We start from the raw sequence: 14,912 nt of genomic DNA, 5'->3' as shown, positions 1-14,912 counted from the left end.
GTCGCACCGGATCCGGTGCGACGGCCCTCGTCGTTTCCGAGAGCCGAGAACCGAGAGCCGAGAGCCGGGACTCGGGAGCCGGGAGCCCTCGGGAGGTCCCTGGGACATCTCCCGAAAAATCCGGAGAAAAAGTTTCGTCGCACCGATGAGTTCGCGCCCGAGCCCCCGTTACAGGGGCATGACACAGATTCTGCGGGACAAGAACGTCATCATCTACGGCGCGGGCGGCGGCATCGGCGGCGGCGCGGCAAGAACCTTCGCCAGGGAGGGCGCCAGGGTCTTCCTCGCCGGACGCACCCGCGCGTCGCTCGACGCGGTCGCGGCGGACATCACCGAGGCGGGCGGCCTCGCCGAGGTCGACCAGGTCGACGCGCTCGACGAGCACTCGGTCGAGGAACACTTCCGGTCCGTCGTCTCCCGGGCCGGTGGGGTGGACGTGTCCCTCAACCTGATCACCCGCGGGGACGTGCAGGGCGTCCCGCTGGTCGACATGTCGGCCAAGGACCTCACCACGGCCGTCGTGAACGGCCTGCTGACGAACTTCCTCACCGCCAGGGTCGCCGCCCGCCACATGGCCACCAGGGGCGGCGGGGTCGTCATGACGATCACCAGCGGCTCCTCCCGGGGAACGGCCCCGATGATGGGCAGCACGGGCCCGGCGGACGCGGCGGTCGAGACGTTCCTGCGCTACCTGGCCGCCGAGGCCGGACCGAGCGGGGTGCGGGTCGTCGGCCTGCACACGGCAGGGGTCATCGAGACCCTGACGCGCGAGAAGGTCGTCGAGGTGAACGGCGGGATGACCGACTTCGACCCCGAGGCGTTCGAGAGGGCGATGGCCGGGATGACCATGCTCGGGCGCATGCCCAGGCTGGCCCAGGTCACCGAGACCCTGGCCTTCCTGGCCTCGGACAGGGCCGCCGGGATCACCGGCACGACCGTCAACGTCTCCTGCGGCCTGGTCGCTGGTTAGGTTCGTACCGTGCGGACAGGTCACCAGGAAACCGGCGAGGACACGCTCGTCACGGCCGCCCTCGCGGGGGACGAGACGGCGTTCGCCACCGTCGTCGAGCGGCACCGCCGGGAGTTGCACGTGCACTGCTACCGGATGCTCGGCTCCTTCGACGAGGCCGAGGACGTCGTCCAGGAGACGTTTCTGAGGGCCTGGCGCGGAAGGGACGGTTTCCAGGGAAACGCGCTCTTCCGGGCCTGGCTCTACAAGATCGCCACGAACGCGTGCATCGACCACTCCCGGCGCGGGGCGCGCTCGGCCACGTCCTTCGCGGACCTGCCGTGGCTGCAGCCGTACCCCGACCGGTTGCTCGACCAGGTGGCGCCGGGCGAGACCGAGCCCGACGCCGTCCTGGTGACCAGGGAGACGATCGAGCTGGCCTTCCTCGCGGTGATCCAGCTCCTGCCGCCGAAGCAGCGGGCGGTCCTCATCCTGCGTGACGTGCTCGAATGGTCGGCGGCCGAGACCGCGGCGGCCCTGGACACGACGGTCGCCTCCGCCAACAGCGCGCTGCAGCGGGCCCGCGCCACGGTCAGGGAGCACCACCCGGTACGGCCGGCCCCCCGGCCGCCGAGCGAGACGGAACGGGAGCTGCTCAGGCGCCTCATCGAGGCGCACGAGCGGGCCGACGCCGATGCCGCGCTCGCCCTGATGCGCGAGGACATCCGGATCACGATGCCGCCGCTGCCCATGTGCTACGACGGACTGGCCATGATCGCGCCGCTGCTCCGGCGGGGGCTGACGGACCCCGGAGAGTGGCGGCTGCTGCCGGTCGCCGCGAACCGGATGCCGGCCGCGGCCAGTTACCTCAGGGCGCCAGGGGAGACGGAGTTCAAGGCTTTCAAGATCGACGTCCTGCGGATCGAGGACGGCGCCGTGGCGGAGATCACCACCTTCGACACCCGCCTCTTCCCCGCGTTCGGCCTGCCGCCCGTGCTGACCATGCCTCGCTGAAAGCCCGATTCGTCGCTTTTTGTGCCAAGGACACTCCCCCATCTTCAGGGCGGGATCTTCGGGTGCGAGACTTCGCTGTATGGGGAGGATCGAGCCCGGTGGCCTGCTGCCGCACCTGAGACTGGACGAGTTGCTCACGGAGCTGCAGAGCCGCCTTGAGGCGGTGCTGGCCACCCGGGACCGGGTGCACGCCCTGCTGGACGCCGTCGTCTCCGTGGGCAGCGACCTGGACCTGGAGACCGTGCTGCGCCGGATCGTGGAGACCGCGACCCATCTGGTCGAGGCCTCCTACGGCGCGCTCGGCGCGATCGGCGAGCAGAACACCCTGGTGCAGTTCATCCCGGTCGGCCTGTCCGAGGAGGAGATCGCCCGCATCGAGCACTGGCCGCACGGCCTCGGCCTGCTCGGCCTGCTCATCAAGGAGCCGAAACCGCTGCGTCTGGCCCACATCTCCGACCACCCCGAGTCCTACGGCTTCCCGCCGGGACATCCGCCGATGGGCTCCTTCCTCGGGGTGCCGATCCGGGTCCGCGAGGAGGTCTTCGGCAACCTCTACCTCACCGAGAAGCGCGGCGGCGGGGCCTTCGACGAGGAGGACGAGGCGATCGTGGTCGCGCTGGCCACCGCCGCCGGTGTGGCCATCGAGAACGCCCGGCTCTACGAGGAGAGCCGCAGGCGGGAGGTGTGGCTGCAGGCCTCCTCCGAGGTGACGACCAGCCTGCTGTCCGGGGCCGACCCGCAGCGGGTGCTGACCCTGATCGCGCGGCGGGCCAGGCAGATGGCGGGCGCCGACGTGGCCGCGGTCCTGCTGCCCGACGGGTCGGGCGACCACCTGAAGGTGATCATCGCCGACGGCCCCGAGGAGGAGGTCCCCGGCACGTGGGAGCGGGTCCCGGTCGGCGCCTCCTTCGAGGGGCAGTCCCTGACCAGCGGGCAGCCGCTCATGGTCACCGCCCCCGCCGAGGCGGCCACCCCGGCCGCGGTCGCCGAGCACATGTCGCTCGGCCCGATCGCCGCGGTGCCCATCGGCGCGGAGGGGGCGGTGCGGGGCGTGCTGTCCCTGGGCAAGCACCCGGGCCGCATGCCGTTCAACCAGGCCGAACTGCTCACCCTGCACGCCTTCGTCGGGCAGGCGGCCATCGCGCTCGAACTGGCCGAGAGCAGGATGGACGCCGAACGGCTCGGCCTCCTCGAAGACCGTGACCGGATCGCCCGCGACCTGCACGACGTGGTGATCCAGCGGCTGTTCGCGGTGGCCATGACGTTGATGAGCACCGTACGGCTGGTCGAACGGCCCGAGGCCTCCTCCCGGCTGCAGAACGCGATCGACGAGCTGGACGCGACCATCAGGCAGATCCGTTCGACGATCTTCGCCCTGCAGACGCCCCAGGGCGACGCCGAGGCCGGGCTGCGCGGGAAGATCGTCGAGCTGGTCGAGGGGGCACGGGGCCACCTGGGCTTCATGCCGGGGCTGCAGATGGAGGGGCGGCTCGAACACGAGGTCCCCGCCGCGGTCGCCGAACACCTGCTGGCCGTACTGCGGGAGGCGCTGTCCAACGTCGTACGGCACGCCAGGGCGACCAAGGCCGGGGTGAGCGTGGAGGCGCGCGGTGAGTGGCTCATCCTGACGGTGACCGACAACGGCACCGGGATGCCCCAGGACGGCAGGCGCAGCGGGCTGCGCAACCTGGCCGAACGCGCCGAACAGCTCGGCGGCTCCTTCGCCATCGTCTCGCCCCCCGAGGGCGGCACCCACCTCGAATGGAGCGTCCCCCTGGGGTGAGAGCGGGGAACGCGAAAGACCGGGACGGCGTCGGCGCCTCCCGGAGGGTGTCGGAACGTGGTGTCAGCGTCTGAGGCGGCGGCCGGAGACCTGCTCGGCGCGGACCACGATGAAGTGGTTGCGCTCCCCGGGGGCCCAGGTGGTCAGCGGCAGCCGCGAGAGCCGGTCGATCTGCCCGGGATCGGACACGGCGTGCGCGCGGCCGACGGCGGTGACCGACCAGCCGGTGCGGGTGTGAACGTCGAACTCGTCCACCTCGAAGGCGACCACGGTGTGCCTGGTGGCGGCGGCCAGCTTGGAGCCGGTGCCGGTCCGGATGACGATGTCCTCACCGTCGAGATAGAAGGTGACCGGCTGCACCGCCGGCAGGGCGCGATCGGTGAAGACGATCCGTCCGATGATGGCCGAGGAGATCAGGTCCAGGCACTCCTGGCGGGAGAGCACGTCCAGTCCGGCCGAGTCGACGTTCATGCCTGCCAGCTTCGTCTGATGACCGGTTACCGGGGCAGAGGCGAAAGTCCCATCATCCACGGCGGTCAGCCTCGGCGAACACGCGGGTCCGGGTCAGTCCCCACCCCTCGGCGAAGTCGATCTCCACGGTGGCCCTGCGCGGCCGTGGGGAGACGGCCTGCGCGCGCTGGAAGACGTACAGGTTGAGGACCTGCTGGGCCCGGGGGTCCTCGGCGTACAGGTGCCTGTTCACCCACAGCCGTTCCCAGGCGGTCGCGTGCCGTCTCAACAGCGTCGCGAAGCAGCCCGCACGCACCACGGCCGACCTGGCCGACGCCTCGCTCTCCGTGGCGGCCCGGTCCGCCGAGGTGTAGAGGGCAACGACCTTCTCCACGGTCACCTCCTCGCCCGCCCGCACCCACACGGCGCGGTCGTCGTGCACCCAGCCCTCCTCGACGCCCCTGCCGACGCCCTCCTCGACGACCCGCTCGGCCCGTCCCCCGGCCAGCGTCGTCCTGGCGGCGAGCGCGACCTCGACGCCCGAGGCCGCGATGCGCGTCAGCAACTCGATCACCCCGTGGGCGGCGTGTGCGCAGATCGGCGTCAGCTCCTCCCACCCGTTCCCGGCTGCCGGGGAGCCGGTGACACGTCCGTCGAGCGCGGAGCGGACCTGGAGCATGCCCTCCCAGTTCTCCGGGACGATCGTCGCGGTCAGGGCGGCCAGGTGCCGGTCGGCCATGGAGACCAGGCGCCGCTGTTCCATCCTGGTGATCCGGCCCGCGTCGTCACGGACCCGCACCAGCCGCGAAAGCGTTCCCTGGCCCATGTCGAGGGTGTGCGTGCAGGTCAGCAGCTCGGCCCCACCGGGGACGAGCCAGTCGCCGCCCTCGGCCCTGAAGGTGAGGGGCAGCCAGTTGGGCACGTTGACCAGGTCCTCGTCCTCGGCGGGCCGTCCGGCGGGCCGGGCGTGGCAGCCGGTGACGTAGGTGCCCGGGTGGTGGACGTCGTCCGCCCGCGCCTCGGGCACGGCGCCCCGGGTGGAGAAGTAGCCGTTGCCGAGCGTCGTGAACATCTCCCGCAGCCCCTCGTGGGCGGGGTCGAAACCGTCGTATGTGAGGAGCCAGGGGTCCACGTTTCCTCCTGTCGGGTCGTGGTCCCGCCAGGTCGCCGTACGGGCGGGGCCGAGGCGGCACGATGCCGCGGCTGCCCGCATTTCACTACGGGAAAGGCCGCTTGACGAGGGTCGGAAGTCCCTGATGCCGGAGTCTTTCGGCCGACTCCAGGTCACGCCGACGGCGGGTGGCCATAGGTCCTCCGAATCGGGGACTTTCGGCGCTGACGTCGCACCGGTCGCCGGGGGATCGTCATGGGGAGAGGGAGGGGAAGCCATGCGGGCCGAGGACGTCACGAAGACGATCGACACGGCGCTCCAGGCGGCGGTGTGGGCGCCGTCCGTGCACAACACCCAACCCTGGTCGTTCGCCGTCGACGGCGAGGAGATCGCCCTGCGGGCCGACAGTGACAGGAGGCTGCGGGCCGGCGACGTCACGGGCAGGGAGATGCTGATCAGCTGCGGCGCCGCCCTGGCGAACATGCGCCTGGCGCTGCGCGCGCTGGGCCACGAGGCGCCGGTGCGGGTGCTCCCCGACCCCGACCGCCCCGCCCTGCTGGCCACCGTACGGCTCGGCGAGCACGTCGAGCCGGACGAGCACACCGTGATGCTGTACGGCCAGGTCGAACGGCGGCGCACCCACCGGGCCGGGTTCGACGACCGGCCGGTTCCGGAGCGGCTGGTCGACGAACTGGTCCAGCAGGCCGCGATGGAGGGGGCCCGCCTGACGCCGATCCGCTCGACGGCCGCGGTGCGGGTGCTGGCCGCGCTCACCGAGGCGGCCCAGGAGGTGCAGTCCCAGGCCACGCTGTTCACCCTCGACGTCATCCGCTGGGGAAGGCCGCCGGAGAGCGGGCACGTGGACGGGGTCCCCGCCGAGGCCTACCCCCGGGAGCCGGTGACGACCGAGCCCGCCTTCCCCCAGCGCGACTACGCCCACGGCCGTCCGTGGGGTGAGGAGTCCGACCGGTTCACCGCGACCTCGACCGGGCTGGTGGCGGCGCTGACCACCCTGGCCGACTCCAGGGAGGACTGGATCGCGGCCGGGCAGGCGCTCCAGCGCGTCCTGCTGCACGCCGCCGCGCACGACGTCCGGGCGGCCTTCCACACCCAGGCCCTGGAGATGGCCCACCTGCGGGAGTTCGCCCGGCAGGAACTGCTGTCCGGCGAACACCCACAGATGATCATGCGTCTCGGGTTCACCCCGGACGAGGGAGTGGGCGTCAGAAGGCCGGTCGGCGAGGTGCGCGAGGACGGCTAGGCGTCCGTGACGGTTCCCGGTTTTGGATCAGCGCGCGGTTGCCTATTAGGATACGACTCGTGCCGTATCCTAATAGTGCGCCCAGCGCGAAGCCTCCCGGTCGTCCACGCGACGCGGCCAGGGAGAGCGAGATCCTCGCCGTCGTCCTCTCGCTCCTGAGCGAGACCGGCATCGACGGGGTGACGTTCGAGGAGGTGGCCCGCCGGGCCCAGGCCTCGAAGCGGACCCTGTACCGCCGCTGGGCGACGAAGCAGGAGATGGTGGTCGCGGCCATCAAGGCAGGCCCGGCCGCGGGCAACAAACCCGACCCGATCGACACGGGCTCACTCCGCGGTGACCTGCTCGCTCTCCTTGAGCGGCTGGAGGCGACCGTGGAGGCCGGATCTCCGGTCAGTCTCGCCATCATGCAGGCGGGCCTCGGGGACCCCGAACTCTGCCGGCACATCGAGGAGTCCGCGGGCCCCACCGGCGCCCGGATTCCCGACGCCGTCCTGCGGGCCGCGATCGACCGGGGCGAGCTTCCGGCGTCCGCCGACCCGTTCGCCTACGAAGAGGTCGCGGCGGCCGTGCTCGTCATCCGCAAGCTCAACGGCCTCAGCACCGATCGGCGCTACCGCGAGGCGCTCGTCGACTCCGTCCTCATCCCGGCGCTGCGAAGCGGCGTCAGCGCCGACCAGCACGGCATCTTCTCCGGCCGCCCCACCCCGGCCGCCCCCGATCCCCACCAGTGACCGAAGGACCCACCGCCATGACCGACCTCACCATCCCCGGCTTCACCTACGACCGCGTCGCAGGAGCGGGCGGAACCGAACTCAACGTCGCCCACGCGGGCCAGGGCTCGCCCGTCGTCCTCCTGCACGGGTTCCCGCAGACGCACCTCATGTGGAGCGCCGTCGCCCAGGAGCTCAGCCGCGACCACACCGTCATCGCACCGGATCTCCGCGGCTACGGCGACAGCGACAAGCCCGACGCCCTTTCGCCCGACACCTACTCCAAGCGCACCATGGCCGACGACGTCGTCACGGTCGCCGCGCGGCTCGGGCACGACAGGTTCGCGGTCGTCGGACACGACCGCGGCGCGCTCGTCGCCGTCCGCGCGGGCCTCGACCACCCCGAAACGATCACCCACGTGGGCATCCTCGACGTGCTCCCGACCATGGACACCTGGGACGTCCTGCACGGCGTCGACGCCAAGGTCGCCTGGCACCTCTACCTCATGGCGCAGCCCCCGGGGCTGCCCGAGAAGATGATCGGCGCCGTGGCCGGGGAGTTCTTCGCGTCGTTCCTCGACGCCTGGGACCCCACGGGAACCACCTTCTCGCCCCGGCTCCGGGAGCACTACATCGCGGCCTCGTCGAAGGCGGTGCCGTCCATCGTCGCCGACTACCGCGCGACCGCGAGCGTCGACCTTGAGATGGACCGGGCGGACCGGGCCGACGGGCGGCGGCTCACGATGCCGGTCGCGGCGATCTCCCAGGACTGGGGAAGCCTGCTCGGGTTCGATCCCACCGAGATCTGGGGTGCCTGGGCACCCGACTTCACCTACGAACCGATCGACGCGGGCCACTTCATGGCCGAGGAGGCTCCCGCCCGCGTCACGGCCTTCGTGCGACGACTCCTCACCCGGCAGACCGTCTCCCGCTGACGGCGCTCCACGGCGCCGCCCGTCGAGGTCACGGTGGTCGAGTTCACCGACCGCCACCGTTCACGGCGCCGCCCGGGTCGAACGGGTCGTCACGGACGACGGCTCCCACTGCCGCGTTCCGCGCGGTGACCCCGTACGCTGCGTCGACGACGTCCCGGCCTCCTACGGCTGGGCGTCGGCCTGGAGGTTGTCGAGGATCTTGGCGGCGACGTCGGCGAACCGTTCGAGCTCCTCGGGGGTGAGGGGGTCGACGAACAGGCGCCGGACCTCCCGGGCGTGGCCAGGCGCGGCCTTCCTGAGCGCGGCGAGGCCCTCCGTGGTGAGTACGGCGTACACGCCACGGGAACCGCACGGCTCCCTGGTGACCAGGCCCCGCCGTTCCATCCTGGTGAGCTGGTGGTGCATGCGGCTCTTCTCCCAGCCCGCGACCCGGCCGAGTTCGTAGGCGCGCATCCGCCGCTCCGGCGCCTCGGCCAGCAGGACGAGCACGGTGTAGTCGGCGTTGGACAGGCCGCCGTCGGCCTGCAGCTGCTGCTCGACGCGTGTCCTCAGCAGCTCGACCATCAGGAAGGACGTCCGCCAGGCGCGGAGTTCGCGTTCGGTCAGTCCCAGCTGTGCCATGGGGGCACTTTAACCCATGAGTTGACATGTCCACTCATGGGCGTACCGTGGCGAGTAGACACATCAACTCGATATGTCGTGCTCTTCCCCTGTGGCTGGTGCCTCGCGAAGGAGACCCCCATGTCCAGCGAGTGGAACGAGAACGAGCCCGCGCCCCCCGATGGTGGTCGCCTGGTCATCAGGGGCGGGGCGGTGATGTCGATGGACCCGGCCGTCGGCGACTTCGAGGACGCCGACGTCCTGGTCGAGGGCGGCAGGATCGTCGCGGTCGGCCCCGGCCTCGACGCCCAGGACGCGAACGTGATCGACGCCCGGGGACGTGTCGTCATGCCGGGGTTCGTCGACACGCACCACCACCAGTTCGAGACGGCCGAGCGCGCCTTCCTGCCCAACGGCCTGCTCACCGACGACGGATCGGGCTCGCCGAGCGCCCAGCCCAACTACGGCGAGCACATCCTCGGAAGGTTCGCCCCGGCCTACCGGCCGCAGGACGTGTACGTCAACGTGCTGTTCGCGGGACTCTCGCAACTCGACGCGGGGGTCACCACGGTGCTCGACGTGTCGCAGATCCACCACTCCCCGGAGCACACCGACGCGACGGTCCAGGCGTTGGTCGACACCGGGCGGCGTGCCGCGTTCGGCCTCTTCGAGGGCGCAGGCCGTACCGGGTCCCGGTATCCGGAGGACGCCTACCGCGTCAGGGAACGGTGGTTCCCCACGGACGATCAGCTGGTGACCATGGTCATGGGCGGCGAGATCTACCTCGGCGGGCAGGCGCACCGCCGGTCCTGGGCGATCGCCCGCGAACTGGGCGTACGGATCGCCGCCCACGCGGTCGGCTCGTGGGGGACGATGCGGCAGGACCTGGAGAGGATCGCGAGGGGTGAGGACGGGGTCCGGGTGGGTCCGGACAACCTCTTCATCCACATGACCGGCATGTCCGACGAGACCTGGAAGCGAATCCGGGACGCGGGCGCACGGGTCTCGCTGGCCTTCCCCATCGAGATGGTCATGCGGCACGGCACCCCGCCGATCCTCACGATGCGGGAACTGGGCATGGAGCCCTCGCTGAGCTCGGACGTCGAGACGACGATGGCCGCGGACCCGTTCACGCTGATGCGCTCCGCGATGACGATGCAGCGCATGGTCGTCAACCAGATGGTCCTCGACCAGGGCGGACCCGTGTCACCGGGCACCCCCGAACTGCTCACCGTCCGGGACGTGCTGAGATACGCGACCGTCAACGGCGCCAGGGACCTGGGACTCGACGACAGGACCGGCACGCTCACCCCCGGCAAACAGGCCGACATCGTCATCCTCGACGCCACCGCGCTCAACGTCGCCCCGCTCAACAACGTGCCGGGGGCGGTCGTCTCGCTGATGGACCGGAGCAACGTCGAGACCGTGCTCGTCGCCGGAAAGATCCGCAAATGGCGGGGCCGACTACTCGACGTCGACCTCGACCGCCTGCGACACGACCTTGAGGCCTCCCGCGATCACCTCTTCACAGCAGCAGGCGTACGGCGAGACCTGTTCGCCTAGACCTGGGGTGGTTCGTGGGGCGAACCTGTGCGGCTTTGGGCGCACCTGGAAGCTGATCAACGCCGCCGACCCGTGCGGCACCTGACACGCCCTCTTCGGCCGGGCCGCCCTGGAACGGCCCGGCCACGGCCTTCTATCGCGACGGTTCCGGGATCGGCACCCAGTCGAACTCCGGGCAGAAGCGGGCATAGGTGGCCAGCTTCCATGCCGCGTACTGCTCGCTACGGCCGTTGGCGCGCAGCAGGTGTTTGACCCACGTGTGTGCGATCCGCTCCTGTCGGCTCATCCCGGCGTCGATCTCGTCGAGCATCCGGCACGCGACGTCGAAGCCCTCTTCCGTCAGCACCGACAGGTCGATCTCAACGCCGTCGACCTCGAAGGAGAACACCAACCGGGTGTTGGTGAACCGGGTGTTGTGCTCGCCCTCGAACGCCGTATGCGAGACAAGCGCTTTGATCAGGCCCTGCCGGTCCTGGACCGGATAGCCGATCCCCAGGTCCAGGTCACTGCTTTCCAGATTGAGCTGGATGCCGAACGACCCGACATCACGCGAAGGGCGACCGGTCCACCCCTTCACCAGCTGGGCCGCAGTCGTACGAACCTTCAACAGACGCTCGTCCTCGGCGCGGCGCGCCCACCAGAACGCCTCAGCCCGCTGGAACTCCTGCGGCGGGAACGATTCGGGAACCGCCCACCCGACGGTCAGGATGGCGTCCAGGTCCAAAGCCGTGTCCACCCCGCCAACGGGGTCGGTGTGCTCGGTCATCACGCCAGCGTAGACACCTCAACGTAACCACGGGCCCACCAAACGCGCCGCTCACCGCGACACCTTCTCGGCCTCTCTGAGGCTCACGGGTGGGACGGCCCTCATGCGCCAGGTTCGTCAAAACTTCCTGTCCGGGATCAGCTGGACGGCACCATTGGCTCGACGCTCGTGGCAGGAGGTCAATGGAGGTTGGGGCGCAGGAGAGCCTGTTCGACGGCGGCGACACAGCGGAACCGATTCTGATGACGCTGTACGCCGAGTACTACGACCTCATCTGGCAGGGTCTGAAGCGGCATGAGTTCCGCCGCCGGTTCCTCGCCGGTCAGTCCACGCAGTGGTGGGTCTATCTGAACGCGCCGGTCTCCCGGCTGCGCGCCGTCATCGACCTGGGTCCCGCGGTGGTGGGCACCCCGGAGCGGATCGCCGGGATCGCCGAGCAGACCCGGGTAGGCAACGGCGCATCGGTACTGGAGTACGTCCAAGATCTGGAGCAGGCGTACGCGATCCCGATTCTGCGCGTGCGCGAGTACGAGGGTCTGTCAGCCGACGATTTACGCGACCGGTTCGGTTCATGGCACCCGCCGCAGGGCTACCTGCGGCTCCGCGACCCAGGAAACCTGGACATGCTGCGGATCTGCGAGAAGCTCCTTGCGGAGGAGCCGATCAGGGAAATGACCGTGCACCATCCGTGAGCAGCTCGGACGCCATCCCGCTCGCCGCCGGGAGGAGGGCCCATGGCCCGTACGGAACGAGAGTCGACGCCACTACGTCGGGCCCGCCAGGCTCGGAACTGGACGCTGGAAGACGTCGTCGAGCAGATGGATCTCTGTGCCCCCGGCGGACACTCGGGGGTGACGCCGAGCATGGTCAGCGGATGGGAGCTTGGTCGGCACACGACCAGCATTGGCCACCGCAAAACGCTGTGCGACATCTACGGGTTACCGGCAGATGTGCTGTTCGCCCATCAGGACGAGGGCCTCAGCCAGCGTGCTGCGCCGCATTTACTGGTCGGGTTTCCCGACCTGCAGCGGGCGATGGTTCGCGTGGTCAGCGAAGCCTGCGAATGCCTGGTCGTGATGGGGTCCAGGTCCCGGGACGTGCAGTATCTGCAGGCGATCGAGACGGCGCTGAAGCAACGGCCGACGCTGATCTACTACCGGGTGCTGTTCGGCCCGCCGCACCACCAGGTCCTCAAAGATCACCTGTTGCGGCTGTTGAAGCTCCGCGACCCCAACGACCGTAGTGTGGGGGTCAAAACGCTGCACCTGGGCATCATGGAGGACGCGTTGGCACCCGAGCGGTTCTTCTGCGCCAGTGAACGTCACGCCGTGATCCCCATCCCCTCGCTTACCTCACACGAGGCGTTCGACTTCGGCATCACCGTCGGGCCGGTACCGGCGTCACGGCTGCTGGACCACGGGCGGCAGGCGTATGCGGCGGCCCGTCGCATCGAAACGGTGCAGCAGATCAGCGGCCTCAACGTCGTGCGAAGGGGACAGGTATGACCGCCGATCAGACGAGCATCGTTGGCACATTGGCGGCGGCCCGCGACGACCATGACGCCGTGGTGCGGCTCACCCGCGAACTGGTGCGTATCCCCAGCCGTGGTGGCGTCGATCCCTACGGCCCGGTGCTCGACCACATGGCGGCCTGGCTGGGCGAGTACGGCCTGCAGACACGGCGGCTGGTCGAGGAGGGCGGGGCGACGGTCGCGCTGGTGTGCGAGGTCACCGGCGCTCACGCCGGCCCCCGCTACGTCCTTGACGCCTGCCTCGACACCGCTCCCTACGGGGATGAGGCCGCCTGGTCCCACCCACCGACGTCCGGGGAACTCGTCGACGGGTGGCTACATGGACGCGGCGCCTCCGACTCCAAGTCCGGAGCGGCGATCTTCGCGCACATCCTCACTCGCCTCCAGGCGATCCGAGAGGAGTTGTACGGCAGCGCCGTCCTGTTACTGGACGTCGATGAGCACACCGGTCGGTTCGGCGGCGCGAAAGCCTACTTCGAGGGGCCCGGCGCCCCTGACCGTGTCGACGGCGTGATGATCGGTTACCCGGGCTCGGACCATGTGGTGATCGGCGGGCGGGGCGTGCTGCGCGCCCGGCTGCACGTGTACGGCGTGGCCGGCCACTCCGGCGGCAGCAAGCCCACACCCAACGCCATCGCCAAGGCCGCCGCGCTCATCGGAGCCCTGGGCGACGCCGAACTACCGGAAACCGCCGGCGACGACTTCCCGCTGCCGGCCAGGCTCACCGTGACCGCCATCACCGGCGGTGAGGGGTACTCAACCGTCCCGGACCTGTGCACCCTCAACGTCGACGTCCGCCTCACCCCCGCCCTGGACGACCAAGCCTCCGAGAACCTGCTGCGTGGCTGCGTCGCCGCCGTTGACGCCGCGTGGCCCGGCACTCAGCCGACCCATGTGGAGATCACCACCCGGTGGCCCGCCTACCGGCTGGGCGACGGTTCGGCGCTGAAAGCCGCTCTGCTGGACGCCGCCGACGCGGCCGGGCTGCCGACTACCGCGAAGATCGCCGGGCCGTCGAACATCGGCAACTACCTGGCCGGGCTCGGCATCGAGGCCACGGCCGGGTTCGGCGTCGACTACGTGGGGTTGCACGGCACCGACGAGCGGATCCGCATTGCGTCGATTCCAACGATCCAGGCGGCCTACCACCACGCCCTGCTGACCCTGCTCGCCCCTCGCTGACCTGCGAGAAGATCGCTGTCGTCGACAGCGCGTGAACAACGCGTCGACAACGGCGCACCAGCCGGTGCGCTGGCCGGGCGGCTCCCGTCAGGTGATGGTTCAAGCACAACACCATCCCTGACCTGGAAGGCCACCGAGTATGAAGTCTCGCCCCCCTGATCTGACGGTCGGATTCCCCCGAGAAAGCGGCACCGAACGCCGCACCATCTGTACGCCTTCGCGCTCTCGTGGGGCGGGGTCGTCATCGAGAACGTCCCGAGGCGAAGGGATCCGAACGATGTGGCTCCTCGGCCCAGGATCACGAACACGGGAAATTCGCATTACCGGCTCACATAGAGAACATGCTGACCTGGTAAAACGGGACGTGCTTTCCCGGGAACCGAGGGCCGTGTCAGACGGGAACCGCCGGTTCGGCATGGGAGACGGCATTGTTCCCTCTTGGTAGCTCAGCGCGAGGGTATTTTTACCGTGAGTGCTCAATGCCGGTAATCCAGTCGAGGGAGACGGCCCTGATGGAACTGCAGGGGAGCGCTGAACGCCCCACTTCGGTAACAGCGGTAGCACGGCTCCAGCTTGAGCTGACCGGACGATGCCAGCTCGCGTGTCTGCACTGCTACGCCATGTCGGGGCCGACCGCCGGTCACGGCACCATGAGCGAAACGGCCTGGCTTCGAGTGCTCGACGAAGCCACAACCCTCGGTGTGAAGGCCGTCCAGCTCATCGGAGGAGAACCGACTCTCAGCCCGGCCTTTGAGCCGGTCCTCCGACACGCGGTCGGTGCTGGTCTGAAGGTCGAGGTCTACACCAACCTCTTCCACGTCAAAGAGCGGTGGTGGGAACTGTTCGGCCTCGACGGTGTGTCCCTGGCTACCAGCTACTACAGCGACAGGCCGGAAGAACACGACGGAATGACCGCCCGAACCGGTAGCCACGCACGAACCACAGCCAATATCCGAAAGGCGTGTCAACGACGGCTGAATCTTGACCCTCTGACGTCGCCTGAATTCTGACCCCCTGATGTGCTTGATCGTTACTGATCGCTGCTGTGACCCGCCGC

The 14,912-nt window shown here is 69.8% G+C and carries 15 protein-coding genes; 11 read left to right on the top strand and 4 right to left on the bottom strand.

Going from position 1 to position 14,912, the window contains the following annotated elements; translation table 11 throughout:
• Positions 1-178 precede the first annotated feature (178 nt).
• The 3 genes from ABZ470_RS36040 to ABZ470_RS36030 all read left to right on the top strand — a co-directional run bounded on the left by ABZ470_RS36040 (position 179) and on the right by ABZ470_RS36030 (position 3,746).
• Positions 179-970, top strand: coding sequence for an SDR family oxidoreductase (locus ABZ470_RS36040; protein WP_362917127.1), 792 nt, complete (start codon positions 179-181; stop codon positions 968-970).
• Positions 971-979: 9 nt separating this feature from the next.
• Positions 980-1,963 carry an RNA polymerase subunit sigma-70 gene (locus ABZ470_RS36035; protein WP_362917125.1) on the top strand — a complete coding sequence of 328 codons (984 nt, stop codon included), beginning with the start codon at positions 980-982 and terminating at the stop codon, positions 1,961-1,963.
• 79 nt (positions 1,964-2,042) lie between these two features.
• On the top strand, positions 2,043-3,746 hold the full coding sequence (locus tag ABZ470_RS36030) for a GAF domain-containing sensor histidine kinase (protein ID WP_352013592.1): 1,704 nt from the start codon (positions 2,043-2,045) through the stop codon (positions 3,744-3,746).
• Between the two features lie 63 nt (positions 3,747-3,809).
• Here the strand turns inward: ABZ470_RS36030 and ABZ470_RS36025 are convergent, their stop codons facing one another.
• Together ABZ470_RS36025 and ABZ470_RS36020 are read right to left on the bottom strand one after the other, a co-directional pair.
• On the bottom strand, positions 3,810-4,217 hold the full coding sequence (locus tag ABZ470_RS36025; protein ID WP_362917122.1) for a pyridoxamine 5'-phosphate oxidase family protein: 408 nt from the start codon (positions 4,215-4,217) through the stop codon (positions 3,810-3,812).
• A gap of 52 nt (positions 4,218-4,269) precedes the next feature.
• On the bottom strand, positions 4,270-5,328 hold the full coding sequence (locus ABZ470_RS36020) for a hypothetical protein (protein ID WP_362917120.1): 1,059 nt from the start codon (positions 5,326-5,328) through the stop codon (positions 4,270-4,272).
• Positions 5,329-5,584: 256 nt separating this feature from the next.
• Between ABZ470_RS36020 and ABZ470_RS36015 the strand changes: the two genes are divergently transcribed.
• From ABZ470_RS36015 to ABZ470_RS36005, 3 genes are read left to right on the top strand one after another with little or no spacing between them, the layout of a single operon-like run.
• Positions 5,585-6,568: a nitroreductase family protein gene (locus tag ABZ470_RS36015; RefSeq protein WP_362917118.1), complete on the top strand. Its 984-nt coding sequence runs from the start codon at positions 5,585-5,587 to the stop codon at positions 6,566-6,568.
• Positions 6,569-6,627: 59 nt separating this feature from the next.
• The gene (locus ABZ470_RS36010) at positions 6,628-7,299 is read left to right on the top strand and encodes a TetR/AcrR family transcriptional regulator (RefSeq protein WP_352013588.1); all 672 of its coding nucleotides are present in this window, start codon (positions 6,628-6,630) and stop codon (positions 7,297-7,299) included.
• 17 nt (positions 7,300-7,316) lie between these two features.
• Complete coding sequence (locus ABZ470_RS36005) at positions 7,317-8,213, top strand: alpha/beta hydrolase (protein WP_362917116.1); 897 nt, start codon at positions 7,317-7,319, stop codon at positions 8,211-8,213.
• Between the two features lie 162 nt (positions 8,214-8,375).
• Here ABZ470_RS36005 and ABZ470_RS36000 read toward each other — a convergent pair whose 3' ends face one another.
• Positions 8,376-8,834 (bottom strand): MarR family transcriptional regulator, encoded by a 459-nt coding sequence (locus tag ABZ470_RS36000; RefSeq protein WP_362917115.1) that lies wholly within the window; start codon positions 8,832-8,834, stop codon positions 8,376-8,378.
• Between the two features lie 120 nt (positions 8,835-8,954).
• Here ABZ470_RS36000 and ABZ470_RS35995 point away from each other — a divergent pair, with 120 nt between their 5' ends.
• Positions 8,955-10,376, top strand: a complete 1,422-nt coding sequence (locus tag ABZ470_RS35995; protein WP_362917113.1) for an amidohydrolase family protein — start codon at positions 8,955-8,957, stop codon at positions 10,374-10,376.
• A gap of 133 nt (positions 10,377-10,509) precedes the next feature.
• Here ABZ470_RS35995 and ABZ470_RS35990 read toward each other — a convergent pair whose 3' ends face one another.
• Positions 10,510-11,142 (bottom strand): hypothetical protein, encoded by a 633-nt coding sequence (locus tag ABZ470_RS35990; protein ID WP_362917111.1) that lies wholly within the window; start codon positions 11,140-11,142, stop codon positions 10,510-10,512.
• Positions 11,143-11,324: 182 nt separating this feature from the next.
• On the opposite strand from ABZ470_RS35990, the gene ABZ470_RS35985 reads away from it, so the two are divergent.
• From ABZ470_RS35985 to ABZ470_RS35970, 4 genes are all read left to right on the top strand, one after another.
• Positions 11,325-11,834, top strand: coding sequence for a hypothetical protein (locus ABZ470_RS35985; protein WP_362917109.1), 510 nt, complete (start codon positions 11,325-11,327; stop codon positions 11,832-11,834).
• Positions 11,835-11,876: 42 nt separating this feature from the next.
• Positions 11,877-12,647, top strand: a complete 771-nt coding sequence (locus ABZ470_RS35980) for a helix-turn-helix transcriptional regulator (protein ID WP_362917107.1) — start codon at positions 11,877-11,879, stop codon at positions 12,645-12,647.
• On the top strand, positions 12,644-13,855 hold the full coding sequence (locus tag ABZ470_RS35975) for a M20/M25/M40 family metallo-hydrolase (RefSeq protein WP_362917105.1): 1,212 nt from the start codon (positions 12,644-12,646) through the stop codon (positions 13,853-13,855). The genes ABZ470_RS35980 and ABZ470_RS35975 overlap by 4 nt, the downstream gene beginning before the upstream one ends.
• Before the next feature lie 512 nt (positions 13,856-14,367).
• A complete protein-coding gene (locus ABZ470_RS35970; protein WP_362917103.1) occupies positions 14,368-14,865 on the top strand; it encodes a radical SAM protein in 498 nt (165 codons plus the stop codon).
• The last annotated feature ends 47 nt before the right edge of the window (positions 14,866-14,912 follow it).

The organism is Streptosporangium sp. NPDC020072, from assembly GCF_040631445.1.
Classification (GTDB): Bacteria; Actinomycetota; Actinomycetes; order Streptosporangiales; family Streptosporangiaceae; genus Streptosporangium.
The sequence above is the reverse complement of the archived record's forward strand: the minus strand, read 5'-3'. Positions and strand labels throughout refer to the sequence as shown.